10 protein-coding genes are annotated in these 15,407 nt (G+C 74.1%); all 10 read left to right on the plus strand.

The annotated features are described in order from the left end of the window. Nucleotides 1–206 precede the first annotated feature (206 nt). The 10 genes from AB0D01_RS31615 to galE all read left to right on the plus strand — a co-directional run bounded on the left by AB0D01_RS31615 (nt 207) and on the right by galE (nt 15,396). Nucleotides 207–1,727, plus strand: a complete 1,521-nt coding sequence (locus AB0D01_RS31615) for a CYTH and CHAD domain-containing protein (protein ID WP_363061290.1) — start codon at nt 207–209, stop codon at nt 1,725–1,727. 72 nt (nt 1,728–1,799) lie between these two features. After that, a complete protein-coding gene (locus AB0D01_RS31620) occupies nt 1,800–3,725 on the plus strand; it encodes a TIGR03960 family B12-binding radical SAM protein (protein ID WP_363061292.1) in 1,926 nt (641 codons plus the stop codon). Nucleotides 3,726–3,842: 117 nt separating this feature from the next. Beyond that, nucleotides 3,843–4,874, plus strand: a complete 1,032-nt coding sequence (locus tag AB0D01_RS31625; RefSeq protein ID WP_363061294.1) for a hypothetical protein — start codon at nt 3,843–3,845, stop codon at nt 4,872–4,874. Nucleotides 4,875–4,998: 124 nt separating this feature from the next. Further along, nucleotides 4,999–5,778, plus strand: a complete 780-nt coding sequence (locus tag AB0D01_RS31630) for a TIGR03936 family radical SAM-associated protein (protein WP_363061407.1) — start codon at nt 4,999–5,001, stop codon at nt 5,776–5,778. A 234-nt stretch (nt 5,779–6,012) separates the two neighbouring features. Then, a complete protein-coding gene (locus tag AB0D01_RS31635; RefSeq protein ID WP_363061296.1) occupies nt 6,013–10,137 on the plus strand; it encodes an Rne/Rng family ribonuclease in 4,125 nt (1,374 codons plus the stop codon). Between the two features lie 281 nt (nt 10,138–10,418). Next, on the plus strand, nt 10,419–10,739 hold the full coding sequence (gene rplU / locus AB0D01_RS31640; protein WP_030159347.1) for a 50S ribosomal protein L21: 321 nt from the start codon (nt 10,419–10,421) through the stop codon (nt 10,737–10,739). Nucleotides 10,740–10,752: 13 nt separating this feature from the next. Then, nucleotides 10,753–11,007, plus strand: a complete 255-nt coding sequence (rpmA, locus tag AB0D01_RS31645) for a 50S ribosomal protein L27 (protein ID WP_030027134.1) — start codon at nt 10,753–10,755, stop codon at nt 11,005–11,007. 176 nt (nt 11,008–11,183) lie between these two features. Then, entirely contained in the window at nt 11,184–12,629 is a 1,446-nt protein-coding gene (obgE, locus tag AB0D01_RS31650) for a GTPase ObgE (protein WP_363061298.1), read from the plus strand. A gap of 141 nt (nt 12,630–12,770) precedes the next feature. Beyond that, nucleotides 12,771–14,399 (plus strand): glycosyltransferase, encoded by a 1,629-nt coding sequence (locus AB0D01_RS31655; RefSeq protein ID WP_363061300.1) that lies wholly within the window; start codon nt 12,771–12,773, stop codon nt 14,397–14,399. A gap of 16 nt (nt 14,400–14,415) precedes the next feature. Then, complete coding sequence (gene galE, locus AB0D01_RS31660; protein ID WP_363061301.1) at nt 14,416–15,396, plus strand: UDP-glucose 4-epimerase GalE; 981 nt, start codon at nt 14,416–14,418, stop codon at nt 15,394–15,396. The last annotated feature ends 11 nt before the right edge of the window (nt 15,397–15,407 follow it).

A 15,407-nucleotide genomic window follows, 5' to 3' on the forward strand; every position in this document is an offset into this window, starting at 1 on the left:
CCCCGCCCGTTCCGGGGGGGGGGGGGGGGGGGGGGCGGGGGGGGGGGGGGGGGGGGGGGGGGGGGGGGGGGGGCGCCCCCCCCCCCCCCCCCGCCGCCGTCCCCACCCGGCGCGGTGCGGCGCGGTCCGGCGCGCACGCCGGCGCGAACCGGCCGTCCGCGCGGTTCGCCCCGGCGACCCGCTCCGTTCGGGACTAGATTCGATCCATGGCGGACACGCAGCGCGAGATCGAGCGGAAATTCGAGTTCACGAAGTCCGGGGCGGAGCGGCGCGGGGTACCGGACCTGACGGGCACGGCCGGCATCGCGACCGTCCGGGACCGGGGCACCGCCGAACTCGACGCCGTCTACTACGACACCCCCGACCACCGACTCGCCGCCGACGGGATCACCCTGCGCCGCCGCACCGGCGGCGAGGACGCCGGCTGGCACCTCAAACTCCCCGTCGCCCCCGGCGTCCGCGACGAGGTCCGGGCCGACCTCTCCGACACCGTGCCGGGCCCCCTCGCCGCCCTGATCCGCTCCCGGGTCCGCGAGGGCGACCTGCGCCCCCGGGTCCGGCTGCTCTCCTCCCGCCGGATCAGCCACCTCCTCGACGCCGACGGCGCGCTCCTGGCCGAACTGAGCACCGACGCCGTCACCGCCGAACGCGAGGACACCACCGCCGGCTGGACCGAGGTCGAGGTCGAACTCGCCGACGGCGTCGACCCCGGCCTCCTCGACGCCGTCGAGAAGGTGTTCGGCAAGGCGGGGCTCAAGGTCTCCGCCGCCCCCTCGAAACTCGCCCGCGCCCTCGCCGAGACCGGCGGGCGGGCGCCCGAGCGCCCGCGCCGCGGCCCCGCGGACGGGACGGCGGGCGCCCACGTGTTGGCGTACCTGCGCGAACAGCGCGACGCCCTCGTCGCCGAGGACCCCGCCGTACGCCGCGACCTGCCCGACTCCGTGCACCGGATGCGCGTCGCCACCCGCCGGCTGCGCAGCGCGCTCGCCACCCACCGCCGGGTCCTGGACCGCGCCGCCACCGACCCGATCCGCGCCGAGCTGCGGCTGCTCGCCGGCGAACTCGGCGCCGACCGGGACCGCGAGGTCCTCCTCGAACGGCTGGGCACCCGACTCGGGGAACTCCCGCGCGCCCTGTGCGTCGGCCCCGTCCGCGCCCGGGTGGGCACCTGGAACGCCACCCGCCGCGCCGAGACCCGCCCCCGGGCCCTCGCCGCCCTCGACGACCCCCGCCACCTGCGACTCCTCGACACCCTCGACGCCCTCCTCGCCGACCCCCCGCTGCGCGCCGCCGCCCACCGGCCCGCCCGGCGCGTCCTGCCGAAGACGGTGCTGCGCGACTGGGACCGACTCGCCGACCGCGTCGCCGCCGCCCTGGCCATGGAGGCGGGCGAGGCCCGCGAGACGGCCCTGCACGAGGCCCGCAAGGCCGCCAAGCGGGCCCGGTACGCGGCGGAGGCCGCCACCCCCGCCCTCGGCAAACCCGCCCGGCGCCTGGGCAAGGCCGCCAAGAAGGTGCAGACCCTGCTCGGTGAGCACCGCGACGGCGTCGTCGCCCGGGACGCCCTGCTCGCACTGGCGGTCGAGGCCGAAGCGGCCGGGGAGTCCGCCTTCACCTGGGGCGTGCTCCACGGCCGCGAGACCGGCCTGACCGCGGACCTGGAGCGGCGACTTCCGCACGTCTGGGCCAAGGCCCGCGCCAAGGCGGGGCGGCCGGCCCCGGAATGATCACGTGGGAGGGGGCCGGCGACCCTCGGGGTACGCTAGAGAGTCGCCCCCTGCCCGCTTCACGAAAGTCGCGTGATGTCCGAGTCGGTCTTCCCACAGCTCGAAGCTCTGCTCCCGCATGTGCAGAAGCCCATCCAGTACGTCGGTGGTGAACTCAACTCCACCGTGAAGCCGTGGGAGTCCTGTGACGTCCGCTGGGCGCTCATGTACCCGGACGCCTACGAGGTCGGGCTGCCCAACCAGGGCGTCATGATCCTCTACGAGGTGCTCAACGAGCGCGAGGGCGTCCTGGCCGAGCGCACCTACTCGGTCTGGCCCGACCTCGAAGAACTGATGCGCGAGCACAAGGTGCCCCAGTTCACCGTCGACTCGCACCGTCCGGTCGGCTCCTTCGACGTCTTCGGGCTCTCCTTCTCCACCGAGCTCGGCTACACGAACATGCTCACGGCCCTGGACCTCGCGGGCATCCCGCTGGAGTCCAAGGACCGCACGGTCGACCACCCCATCGTCCTCGCGGGCGGACACGCGGCGTTCAACCCCGAGCCGATCGCGGACTTCATCGACTGCGCGGTCATCGGCGACGGCGAGCAGGCCGTCCTCGACATGACCGAGATCATCCGCGCCTGGAAGGCCGAGGGCCGCCCCGGCGGGCGCGAGGAGGTCCTGCTGCGCCTCGCGAAGACCGGCGGCGTCTACGTGCCGGGCTTCTACGACGTGGAGTACCTGGAGGACGGCCGCATCGGCCGCGTCGTGCCCAACCGCTCCGGCGTTCCGTGGCGCGTCTCCAAGCACACCGTCATGGACCTCGACGAGTGGCCCTACCCCAAGCAGCCCCTGGTCCCGCTCGCCGAGACCGTCCACGAGCGGATGTCCGTGGAGATCTTCCGCGGCTGCACCCGCGGCTGCCGTTTCTGCCAGGCCGGCATGATCACGCGCCCCGTACGGGAGCGAAGCATCACCGGCATCGGCGAGATGGTCGAGAAGGGTCTGAAGGCGACCGGCTTCGAGGAGGTCGGCCTCCTGTCGCTGTCCTCCGCGGACCACACCGAGATCGCCGACATCGCCAAGGGCCTCGCGGACCGCTACACCGACGACAAGGTGGGCCTGTCCCTGCCGTCGACCCGCGTGGACGCCTTCAACGTGGACCTGGCCAACGAGCTGACCCGCAACGGTCGCCGCTCCGGCCTGACCTTCGCCCCCGAGGGCGGCTCCGAGCGCATGCGCAAGGTCATCAACAAGATGGTCTCGGAAGAGGACCTGATCCGCACCGTCGCCACCGCCTACGGCAACGGCTGGCGCCAGGTGAAGCTGTACTTCATGTGCGGCCTGCCGACCGAGACCGACGAGGACGTCCTCCAGATCGGCGACATGGCCGTCAACGTCATCGCCAAGGGCCGCGAGGTCTCCGGCCAGAACGACATCCGCTGCACGGTCTCGATCGGTGGATTCGTCCCGAAGCCGCACACCCCCTTCCAGTGGGCGCCGCAGCTCAGCGCCGAGGAGACGGACGCCCGCCTCGCCAAGCTCCGCGACAAGATCCGCGGGGACAAGAAGTACGGGCGCTCCATCGGCTTCCGCTACCACGACGGCAAGCCCGGCATCGTCGAGGGCCTCCTCTCGCGCGGCGACCGTCGCATCGGCGACGTCATCCGCGCCGTCTACGAGTCCGGCGGCCGCTTCGACGGCTGGCGCGAGCACTTCTCGTACGACCGCTGGATGCAGGCCGCCGAGAAGGCGCTGCCCGGCTACGGAGTCGACGTCGCCTGGTACACCACCCGCGAGCGCACCTACGAGGAGGTCCTGCCCTGGGACCACCTCGACTCCGGCCTCGACAAGGACTGGCTCTGGGAGGACTGGCAGGACGCCCTCGACGAGACCGAGGTCGAGGACTGCCGCTGGACCCCGTGCTTCGACTGCGGCGTCTGTCCCCAGATGGACACGCAGATCCAGATCGGCCCGACCGGCAAGAAGCTGCTGCCGTTGTCGGTCGTGAAGTAGCGACGCACCGCCTTCCCGACGAGCCCCCCACCGCGCACGCGGCGGGGGGCTCGTCGCGTGCGCGGGCTCGTCACCCGGCGGTGCAACGGAGTGCGCCGTTCTGGTGTCCTTGTCCACATGGGAATCGAGAAGGCGCGGCCCGCGCCCGGTGGTGAGGGGTGCCTGGTCGGCGTGCTCCGGGTGCCGATCAAGATCGTCGCCGTGCTGGTGGTCCTCCCCGTACGGGTGGTCTGGGACCTCCTCGTCGCGGCCGCACGCGCCGTGCACCGCCACGTCCTGGGCCCCGCCGGCGCGGCGCTGTCCTGGCTGCTGGGTCGGCTGTGGAACCGGCTGCTGCGCCCCCTCCTGCTCCTCGTCCTCCACCGGCCGTGGGTCGCGCTGTGGCGCCACGTCGTCGCCCCCGCCGCCTCCGCCCTCCACCGCCGGGTGCTGCGCCCCGTCGGCCGGGGACTCTCCCGGGTGATCCGCGCCTTCGGCCGCCACGTCCTCCTCCCCCTGGGATCCGGCGGCGGATGGCTGCTGCGCCTGCTCCTCCTGCGCCCCCTCGCCCGGCTCCACCGGCACGTGCTCACCCCGCTCGGGCGCGGGCTGAGGTGGCTGCTGCCCAGGATGTTCGCCGCCGTGTTCGTCTGGCCGTGGGTCGCGCTCTGGAAGCACGTGGTCGCGCCGACGGGCCGTGGGCTGCTGTGGCTGGCGGGCGGTCTGTGGCGGTACGTCGCCGTACCGACCGGCAAGGGACTGCTGTGGCTGATGACCGCTCTGTGGCGGTACGTCCTCGGGCCGCCGCTCGAACTCCTGTACCGATGGGTGCTCCTGCCCCTCGTCCACCTCCTCGTCGGGGCCTGGCACCTCGCCGGCCGGCTGACCCGGGCGCTCGGGCGCGGACTGCGATGGCTGTGGCGCGGCTGCGTCGCCCGGCCGGCCGCCTGGGCGTACCGACGGGTCGCCACCCCTGTCGGACATGTCGTACGTGAGGTGTGGCGGACGGCACGCGCCGCCGTCCGCGACGCCCGCGCCGAGGTAAGGCGGGCCCTGTTCGGCGCCCCGCCCCGGGAACCGGCGAGGTCACGGGCGCGTAGTCTGGGTAGTACGACAGCCGCAGGCCCCACGCCCGCTCCCGAGATCTCCCCGCCCGCACGGCGGGGGTGAGCCGGGGGCCGGGCGGAGCCCGCCGGCCCCCAGACCTCAGGGCGACGCGCGAGCGCGACGCCCCGCACAAGGAGAAGAACCACTGGGCAAGCGACAGCCCGAAGGCCCGCCTCCCGCACCGGTGGTGCAGCGCATCCGACTGCGCTACACCAAGCGTGGCCGCCTCCGGTTCACCAGCCACCGGGACTTCCAGCGCGCCTTCGAGCGCGCCCTGCGCCGCGCCGAGGTGCCCATGGCGTACTCGGCCGGCTTCACCCCGCACCCCCGGGTCTCGTACGCGAACGCCGCGCCCACCGGCACCGGCAGCGAGGCCGAGTACCTGGAGATCGCCCTCGCCGAGCCCCGCGACCCCGCGAAGCTCCGCGCCCTGCTCGACGAGTCGATGCCGCTCGGCCTCGACATCGTCGACGCCGTCGAGGCCCGCACCTCGGGCCTCGCCGACCGCCTCACCGCCTCCGTCTGGGAACTGCGCCTGGAGGGAGTGGAGAGCGCCGACGCCGCCGCGGCCGTCGAGACCTTCCTCGCCGCCGAGACCGTCGAGGTCCAACGCCGCACCAAGAACGGCATGCGGACCTTCGACACCCGCGGGGCCGTCGTCAGCCTGGAAGCGCTTCCCGCGCAGGCTGATAGGCCCCTGGACAATGCCTGTGCGATACTGCGGCTGGTTGTTCGGCATTTGACACCTGCCGTGCGACCCGACGACGTCCTGTCCGGTCTCCAAGCTGTGGCCGACCTGGCGCCGCCGGTCCCCGCAGCGGTGACCAGGCTGGCGCAGGGGCTCTTCGACGAGGAGTCCGGCACGGTGACCGACCCGCTCGCGCCCGACCGCGAGGCAGTCACGGCCGCCCCACCCACGGCCGCCGCGACAGCCGACGCGAAGGCGCCGGAAGGTCCCGCCGCGTAGGGATCGTCGTCGTCGCGCCGCCCTGGCACTCGGGAGCCACCTGGGTCGGGCAGCGCACAGACCTGAAGACTTCCGCCAGGCCGTACGGACAACACGTACGGAACCGGCGGCCATGGACTACAGCTCCCGTGTGGCGAACGCGCCCCGGAGGCCGGCTCCGCGCTCCTCGCGCGGGGCCGCGCCGGACCGGACGTCAGCCGCGGCGCCCGGGAGCGTGACGGGAGAACCGCCCGCATGCCCAACACCGAAAACGAGAACACCCCCGCCGCCGACAGTGGCAGCCCCAGCGACAACCTGCCCCCGCGCAGGCGTCGCCGCGCCGCCTCCCGGCCGGCCGGACCCCCCGGCGGCGTCGCCGAGGCCGCGCCCGCGCAGGCCCCCGCAGCCGCCGAGCCCGCGCCCGTGGCCGAGGAGGCCCCGGCCGCACCCGCGCCCCGCGCCCGCCGCCGCGCCACCCGCGCCGTGACCGCCCCCGCCGCGCCCGCCGCCGCCCCGGCCGCCGCCGCCGTCGTCGTGGAGAGCGCCCCGGACCCGGCCCCGGCCGCCGCCCAGCCCGCCGCGCAGGAGGCGCCCGCCGCCCCCGCCCCGCGCGCCCGTCGCCGCGCCACCCGCGCCGCCACCGCTTCCGAGACGCCCGCCGCCGCTCCGGCCGCCGTCGAGGTGGAGGAGGAGGCGCCCGTCGCCGCTCCGGCCCCGCGTGCCCGTCGTCGCGCCACCCGCGCCGCCACCGCTCCCGAGGCGCCCGCCGCCGCCCCGGCCGCCGTCGAGGTGGAGGAGGAGGCGCCCGTCGCCGCTCCGGCTCCGCGTGCCCGTCGTCGTGCCACCCGTGCCGTGGCGGCTCCGGCCGCCGTGGTCGAGGCCGCGCCGGTCGTCGAGGCCGCGCCGGTCGTCGAGGCCGCGCCGGTCGTCGAGGCCGCGCCCGTCGTGGAGGCCGCTCCGGCCGCCGTCGAGGTGGAGGAGGAGGCGCCCGTCGCCGCTCCGGCTCCGCGTGCCCGTCGTCGTGCCACCCGCGCCGTGGCGGCTCCGGCCGCCGTGGTCGAGGCCGCGCCCGTCGTGGAGGCCGCTCCCGTCGCCGAGGAGGCCGTCCGGGAGGAGGCGCCCGCCGCCCCCGCCAAGCGCTCCGTCACCGTCGCCGACGCCGTCGACTCCCCGAAGCGCGGCGGCCGCCGCCGCGCCACCCGCACCAGCACCGCCCCGGCCGCCGCCGAGCGTCCCGCCGCCGAGCCGGAGGCGCCCGCCGCCCCGGCGCGCGGCGCCCGCCGCGCCGCGCGTCCCGCCGTCGCGGTCTTCCAGGCCCCGGTCTTCACCGAGCCGATGTTCCAGACCCCGGAGACCGCCGCCCTCGCCGCCGCGGCCGCCGCCGCCGCGGTGCGCGCGGAGGAGGCCGAGGAGGAAGAGGTCGAGCAGGACGTCGAGGTCGAGGCCCAGGCCCCGGTCGTCGAGGACCGCCCGGCCGGCCGTCGCCGCCGTCGCCGCGGCGCCGTCGAGGCCGCCGCTCCCGCGGCGCCCGCCGCGCCGGCCGCGCCCGTGTCCCTGGCCGACGTCGAGGCCGTGGAAGAGGAGCAGGAGGCCGAGCTCGACGAGGACGAGGCCGACGAGTCGGGCGAGCGCCCCTCGCGCCGCCGCCGTCGCGGTGGCCGTCGTCGCCGTCGCGGGGAGTCCGCCGACCTCGACGAGTCCGCCGACGAGGACGCCGAGGCCGACGTCGAGGCCGAGGCCGCCGAGTCCGAGGTCGACGAGGAAGAGGAGGAGGAGTCCGAGGAGGCCCTCGGTTCCACCTCCAGCCGTCGTCGCCGTCGCCGTCGCCGCCGCAGCGGTGACACCGGTGTCGACGCCGAGGCCGGCGACGAGGACGGTGTGCGCACCGTCGTCAAGGTCCGCGAGCCGCGCCCGGCCCGGGAGAAGGCCGAGCCGTCCGACGAGGTGCAGTCCATCAAGGGCTCCACCCGCCTGGAGGCGAAGAAGCAGCGCCGCCGCGAGGGCCGTGAGCAGGGCCGTCGTCGTGTGCCGATCATCACCGAGGCCGAGTTCCTGGCCCGTCGTGAGGCCGTCGAGCGCGTGATGGTCGTGCGCCAGTCCGGCGAACGCACCCAGATCGGTGTCCTCGAGGACAACGTGCTCGTCGAGCACTACGTCAACAAGGAAGAGGCCACCTCGTACGTCGGCAACGTCTACCTGGGCAAGGTCCAGAACGTGCTGCCGTCGATGGAGGCCGCCTTCATCGACATCGGCAAGGGCCGCAACGCGGTCCTGTACGCCGGTGAGGTCAACTTCGAGGCGCTCGGCATGGCCAACGGGCCGCGCCGCATCGAGTCCGCCCTCAAGTCCGGCCAGTCGGTCCTGGTGCAGGTCACCAAGGACCCGATCGGCCACAAGGGCGCCCGCCTGACGAGCCAGGTCTCGCTGCCCGGCCGCTACCTGGTCTACGTGCCCGAGGGCTCGATGACCGGCATCAGCCGCAAGCTGCCCGACACCGAGCGCGCGCGCCTGAAGACCATCCTCAAGAAGATCGTCCCCGAGGACGCGGGCGTCATCGTGCGCACCGCCGCCGAGGGCGCGAGCGAGGACGAGCTGCGTCGCGACGTCGAGCGCCTCCAGGCCCAGTGGGAGGACATCCAGAAGAAGTCGAAGCAGATCACGACCTCTTCGCCGAGCCTGCTGTACGGCGAGCCGGACATGACCGTCCGCGTCGTGCGCGACATCTTCAACGAGGACTTCTCGAAGGTCATCGTCAGCGGTGACACCGCCTGGGAGACCATCCACGGCTACGTGAACCACGTGGCCCCGGACCTGGCCGACCGGCTGTCGCGCTGGACCTCCGAGGTCGACGTCTTCGCGACGTACCGGATCGACGAGCAGCTCGCCAAGGCGCTCGACCGCAAGGTGTGGCTGCCCTCGGGCGGCTCGCTTGTGATCGACAAGACCGAGGCGATGATCGTCATCGACGTCAACACCGGCAAGTTCACCGGTCAGGGCGGCAACCTCGAAGAGACCGTCACCAGGAACAACCTGGAGGCGGCCGAGGAGATCGTGCGCCAGCTGCGGCTGCGCGACCTGGGCGGCATCGTCGTCATCGACTTCATCGACATGGTCCTGGAGTCCAACCGCGACCTGGTCCTGCGGCGGATGCTGGAGTGCCTGGGCCGCGACCGCACCAAGCACCAGGTGGCCGAGGTCACCTCGCTGGGCCTGGTCCAGATGACCCGCAAGCGGGTGGGCCAGGGCCTGCTGGAGTCCTTCTCCGAGACCTGTGTCCACTGCAACGGTCGCGGTGTCATCGTGCACATGGAGACCCCGACCGCGATCGGTGGCGGCGGCAACGGCAAGCGTGCCAAGCGTCGCGGCGGTCGTGCCGCGGAGCACGAGCACGAGGTCGAGGCGATCGAGACCGTCGAGACCGACGCGTTCGAGGTCGAGGCGGAGACCGAGGCCGAGGTGGCCGCGGAGATCGCCGCGCCGCGCGCCCTCCCGGAGCCGGAGTTCGTCCCGGGCGAGGAGCTGTACGGCAGCCCCGCCGAGGCCGAGGCCGCCGCCGGCGTCAGCGGACGTCGCAACCGTCGCCGCGCCACCCGCAAGGCCACCGCTCCGGCGGGCGCCCCGCGCGGTGCGGCCCGTACCGCGCCGGCCGCCCGGACCGAGGCCCCGGCTCCCGCCGAGGCCGAGCCGGTGACCGAGCCGGCCGACACGGTCCTGGAGCCGGCCGCCGAGTTCGTCGCCGAGGCCGCTGTCGAGGCGCCCGCCGTGGTGGAGCCCGTGGCCGAGCCGGTCGCCCCGGCCGTCGCGGAGGCCGAGCCGGCCGCCCCGGTCGAGGAGGCCGCGCCGAAGGGCCGTACCCGTCGCCGGGCGACCCGCAAGGCCACCGCCGCGGTCGTGGAGCCGACTGCGGCGCCGGAGCCGGTCGTGGAGACCGTCGTCGAGCCGGAGCCGGTCGTCGAGCCCGAGCCGGTCGCGGAGGCCGTCGCGGAGCCGGAGCCCGTCGTGGAGGCCGCCCCGGCGCGTCCGCGCCGTCGCGCCGTCCGCAAGGCCACCGCTCCGGCGGGCGCCGCGGAGGCCGCCGTCGTGGTCGTCGAGGCCCCCGCGGTCGAGGTCGAGCCGGCCGAGGCGAAGGTCGACGAGGCGAAGGCCGACGAGGCCGTCGCCGAGGAGCCCGCCGCCCCGGCCAAGAAGGCCGCCCGCAAGGCCCCGGCCAAGAAGGCGACCACCGCGGCGAAGAAGGCCCCCGCCAAGAAGGCGGCGGCGGCCAAGAAGACCGTCGCCAAGAAGGCGACGGCCAAGAAGACCACGGCGAAGCGGGCCACGAAGAAGACCGCGGCGGCGGAGCAGAGCGCTCCGTCCGTCACGGCTCCGACCGAGGCCTGACCGTCCCGTGACCGTGGACCCCGCCCCCGGGCGGGGTCCACGGCCCCGCGGGGCCCGGTTTGACCCTCCGGAACCGGCCCCGTAACCTAGACCGTCGGCGTGTCTTGAACGATTACCCGTTCAGCGTGCGTCGCGCTCCTGAGCACCTTCCTCCCGCACCGCCCGCGCAAGCGGACCGGGCACGGGAGAGGCCGCTCGTCCAATTCCGGATCACCGTGGGCCCCGGCCCGCGTGAGCGGCTGGCTTCAGGAGCATCCGTCCCGAGTGAGAGAGAGATCCGCGTGTACGCCATCGTGCGCAGCGGTGGTCGCCAGCACAAGGTTGCTGTCGGCGACATCGTTGAGGTTGACAAGATTTCCACTGCCAAGGTTGGCGACACGGTCGAGCTCTCGACCCTGCTCGTTGTCGACGGCGACGCCGTGACCAGCGACCCGTGGGTGCTGGCCGGGATCAAGGTTCAGGCCGAGATCGTGGACCACCACAAGGGCGCCAAGATCGACATCCTGCGCTACAAGAACAAGACCGGCTACCGCCGTCGCCAGGGTCACCGCCAGCAGTACACGGCGATCAAGGTCACCGGTATCCCCACGGCTGCGAAGTAAGAGGGACTGAGACATGGCACACAAGAAGGGCGCATCGTCCACCCGGAACGGGCGCGATTCCAACGCTCAGCGGCTCGGCGTGAAGCGCTTCGGCGGTCAGGTCGTTTCCGCCGGCGAGATCCTCGTCCGCCAGCGCGGCACCCACTTCCACCCGGGTTCGGGTGTCGGTCGTGGTGGCGACGACACGCTGTTCGCGCTGCAGGCCGGTGCCGTGCAGTTCGGCACGCACCGTGGCCGCAAGGTCGTCAACATCGTTCCGGCCGCCTGATCAGCTCCTGCTGAACAGCGGTACGTAACTTCCCGAGGGCGGATCTCAACTCTTCCCGGCGCGAGCCGGGAAGAGAGGTCCGCCCTCGGCGCGTTGGCACATATACACGCTCAGGCACGTTTAATGGGCAGCAAGGCCTGCCCGGGACATTCCCGTATGTATCTGGAGGAACAACCATGACCACCTTCGTGGACCGCGTCGAGCTGCACGTCGCCGCGGGTAACGGAGGCCACGGCTGCGCCTCCGTTCACCGGGAGAAGTTCAAGCCGCTCGGCGGCCCCGACGGCGGCAACGGCGGCCGTGGCGGCGACGTCATCCTGGTGGTGGAGCAGGCGGTCACCACCCTGTTGGACTACCACCACAGCCCGCACCGCAAGGCCACCAACGGCAAGCCCGGCGAGGGCGGCAACCGCTCCGGCAAGGACGGCCAGGACCTGGTCCTGCCCGTGCCGGACGGCACCGTCGTCCTCGACAAGCAGGGCAACGTCCTCGCCGACCTCGTCGGCCAGGGCACCACCTACGTCGCCGCCGAGGGCGGCCGCGGCGGTCTCGGCAACGCGGCGCTGGCCTCCGCCCGCCGCAAGGCCCCCGGCTTCGCGCTCCTCGGCGTCCCCGGTACGACCGGCGACATCGTCCTGGAGCTCAAGACCGTCGCCGACGTGGCGCTCGTCGGCTTCCCGAGCGCCGGCAAGTCCTCGCTGATCTCGGTGCTCTCCGCCGCCAAGCCGAAGATCGCGGACTACCCCTTCACCACCCTCGTCCCGAACCTGGGCGTCGTCACCGCCGGCTCGACCGTCTACACGATCGCCGACGTCCCCGGCCTGATCCCCGGCGCCAGCCAGGGCAAGGGCCTCGGCCTGGAGTTCCTGCGCCACGTCGAGCGCTGCTCGGTCCTCGTGCACGTCCTGGACACCGCCACCCTGGAGACCGACCGCGACCCGGTGGCCGACCTCGACGTGATCGAGGAGGAGCTCAAGATCTACGGCGGCGGTCTGGAGAAGCGTCCCCGCCTCGTCGTCCTCAACAAGGTCGACATCCCCGACGGCCAGGACCTCGCGGACATGGTCCGCCCGGACCTGGAGGCCCGCGGCTACAAGGTGTTCGAGGTCTCCGCGGTCGCCCGTACGGGCCTCAAGGAGCTGTCGTACTTCCTCGCGGAGGTCGTCGCGAAGGCCCGCTCCCGCAAGCCCAAGCAGGAGGCGACCCGCATCGTCATCCGCCCGAAGGCCGTGGACGACGCCGGCTTCACCGTCACCTATGACGAGGTCGAGGACGTGTACACGGTGCGCGGCGAGAAGCCCGAGCGCTGGGTGCGTCAGACCGACTTCAACAACGACGAGGCCGTGGGCTACCTCGCCGACCGCCTCAACCGCCTCGGCGTCGAGGACGCGCTGAAGAAGGCCGGTGCCCGCGCCGGCGACGGCGTGGCCATCGGCTCCGACGAGAACGCGGTCGTCTTCGACTGGGAGCCGACCATGATGGCCGGCGCCGAGATGCTGGGCCGTCGCGGTGAGGACCACCGCATGGAGGCTCCGCGTCCGGCCACGCAGCGCCGCAAGGAGAAGGAAGCGCGCCGCGGCGACAGCGCGCAGCAGGAGTACGACGAGTTCCGTCCCTTCTGATCCGCTCCCGTGCCCCGCGCGAACGGCGCCGACCCCTCGGGGCGGCGCCGTTCGCCGTGGAGCCCGGCGTCGAACGGCACCGGCGCCGGACCGGCCCCGGTGTTGAAACCGGCTTTACCCCGTTCGCCTAGGATCCTTCGGGTGAGCAGCAGCGATTCCAGCAGTGACACCCCCGCCGTCTCCGTGGTCGTGATCGCGTACAACGACGCCGGGCTCGTGGGCGAGGCCGTCGCGTCGGCCCTCGCCCAGGGGCCGGTCGTCGCCGAGGTCATCGCGGTGGACGACGCCTCCTCGGACGGTACGGCCGAGGCGCTGGACGCGTTGGCCGCGGCCCATCCGCGCCTGAGGGTCGTGCGTCGGGAGTCGAACAGCGGTGGCTGCGGCACCCCGCGCAACGACGGGATCGCCGCCGCCTCCGCCCCGTACGTCCTCTTCCTCGACAGCGACGACGTCCTGCCCGCCGGCGCCGTGGCCGCCCTCGTGCGGGCTGCAGAACTCCACCGCGCCCCGGTCACCGTGGGGGCGTGCGTACGGCGCGAGCTGCCCGAGGGCCGCGACGTGCCGTGGCTGCCCGACCTCTACACGCCCGGCGAGGTCATCGAGCGGCCCCTGGACCGGCCGGAGCTGGTGCGGGACACCCTCTGCGTCAACAAGCTGTACGAGCGGGCCTTCCTGGACGCGCACGCGATCCGTTTCCCCGACGGCCGGTTCGTCTACGAGGACTTCGTCTTCACCTCCCGGGTCCTTGCCGCCGCGCCCCGCATCGCCGTCGTCGGCGACCTCGTCTACGTCTGGCACGTGCGCCGGCGCGCCGCCCAGGTGTCGATCTCCCTGGCCCGCGCCGACGTCGGCAACTGGCGCTCCCGCGTCGAGGCCCACCGCACCGCCGCCACGACCCTGGAGGCGGCCTCCCCCGAGCTGGGCCGCGCCTGCCGGGTCAAGTTCCTCGACTACGACCTGCGGATGTACCTGCGCGAGCTGTCCGCCGACCCCGAGCGGCGGGCCGCCTGGTGGGCCCTGACCCGCGACTACCTCGCCGGCTTCGACGGGGCCGACGTCGAGGCCGCTCCCGCCCGCGCCCGCTGGATCGCCCGGGTGCTGCTCGCCGCCCCGGCCCCGCCCGCCGACGTGGACCGGCTGCGGGCCCTCGCCGCCGAGCCCGACCGGCTGCCGCCGCCGTACGCGGGGGACGCCGCCGGGCGGCCCGTGTGGAGCGAGGCCCTGCCGGTCCCGCTGGACGGGCTCGACGCGCTGCCCCTGGCCGAGCTGCCCGTCGCCGTCGACGCCGGGCCCGCCGGGGGAGCGGCCGTACGGCTGCGGGTGCGCGACCTCTACGGGCGGCTCGCCGGGGCCGGGCCGACCACCGTACGCCTGAGCTTCCCCCCGCGCGCCGGCGGCGAGCCCGTCGTGCTGCCGCCGGTCGAGCTGGTGCCCGCCGCCGACGGGGACGGGTGGAGCGCCGAGGTGCCCTTCCGGCTCGCCGCGCTGGCCGGCGTGGGCCGGCGCCGGGGCCTGCGCGGCATGCAGGCCTGGGACGTCCGGGTGGAGGTGCGCTGCGCCGACGGGAGCTCCCGGCTCACCTCACTGCGCCCCACGGGTGGACTGCTCCGCCGACGGGCGCTGCCCAGCAGCCGGTACGGTGTTCTGCTGGCGCAGCCCTACCGGACGGCCGCGGGCGTGCTGGGGGTACGCCTCGCGCCCGGAGCCCAGGGCGCGCTGACTTTCGTACGCAACCGTCTCGACCGCGCCCGCACGCGCAGGTCACGCTAGAGCTGGGGAGATACGCATGACATTCCTGATCACCGGTGGCGCCGGGTACATCGGCGCGCACGTCGTCCGCGCGATGCTGCAGGCGGGTGAGCGGGTCGTGGTCCTGGACGACCTCTCCACGGGCCGGGAGGACCGCGTTCCGGAGGGCGTGCCGCTGGTGATCGGTTCGGTCCTGGACCGGCTGATCCTCGACGAGACCTTCGAGCGCCACCACATCACGGGCGTGGTGCACCTCGCGGGCAAGAAGCAGGTCGGCGAGTCCGTCGAGAAGCCGCTGTACTACTACCACGAGAACGTGGAGGGCCTCCAGGTCCTGCTGGGCGCGGTGGCCAAGGCCGGCGTGCGCAACTTCCTCTTCTCCTCCTCCGCCTCCGTGTACGGCATGCCGGACGTGGACCTCGTCACCGAGGAGACCCCGTGCGCGCCGCTGAGCCCGTACGGGGAGACGAAGCTCACCGGCGAGTGGCTGGTGCGGGCGGCGGGGAAGGCCCACGGCATCTCCACCGCCTGTCTGCGCTACTTCAACGTCGCGGGCGCGGCCACCCCCGAGCTGGCCGACACCGGGGTCTTCAACCTGGTCCCCATGGTCTTCGAGCGCTACGACGCCGGCGAGGGCGCCCGGATCTTCGGCGACGACTACCCGACCCCGGACGGCACCTGCATCCGCGACTACATCCACGTCGAGGACCTGGCGGAGGCCCACGTGGTGGCCGCCCGCCGGCTCGCCGAGTGGGGCGCCGCCGGGGAGTACAAGGACCTCACCGTCAACATCGGGCGCGGCGAGGGCGTCTCCGTCAAGGAGATGGTCGAGCTGCTGAACGCGGGCACCGGGCACGCGCACGCGCCCGTCGTGACCCCGCGCCGCCCCGGCGACCCGGCGAAGGTCGTCGCCTCCGCCGACCGGATCGCCTCCGAGCTGGGCTGGAAGGCGCGCCACGACGTCCGCGAGATGATCACCTCGGCGTGGGCGGGCTGGCAGGCCAACCGCCGCGGCTGAGCCCCGTACGC

Source organism: Streptomyces sp. NPDC048606 (genome assembly GCF_040650855.1).
Classification (GTDB): domain Bacteria; phylum Actinomycetota; class Actinomycetes; order Streptomycetales; family Streptomycetaceae; genus Streptomyces.

Bases quoted from the DNA above. Each gene is read 5' to 3' on its own strand.
- AB0D01_RS31615 (WP_363061290.1), top strand. From the start codon at position 207: ATGGCGGACACGCAGCGCGAGATCGAGCGGAAATTCGAGTTCACGAAG.
- AB0D01_RS31625 (WP_363061294.1), top strand. From the start codon at position 3,843: ATGGGAATCGAGAAGGCGCGGCCCGCGCCCGGTGGTGAGGGGTGCCTG.
- AB0D01_RS31635 (WP_363061296.1), top strand. From the start codon at position 6,013: ATGCCCAACACCGAAAACGAGAACACCCCCGCCGCCGACAGTGGCAGC.
- rpmA (WP_030027134.1), top strand. From the start codon at position 10,753: ATGGCACACAAGAAGGGCGCATCGTCCACCCGGAACGGGCGCGATTCC.
- obgE (WP_363061298.1), top strand. From the start codon at position 11,184: ATGACCACCTTCGTGGACCGCGTCGAGCTGCACGTCGCCGCGGGTAAC.
- galE (WP_363061301.1), top strand. From the start codon at position 14,416: ATGACATTCCTGATCACCGGTGGCGCCGGGTACATCGGCGCGCACGTC.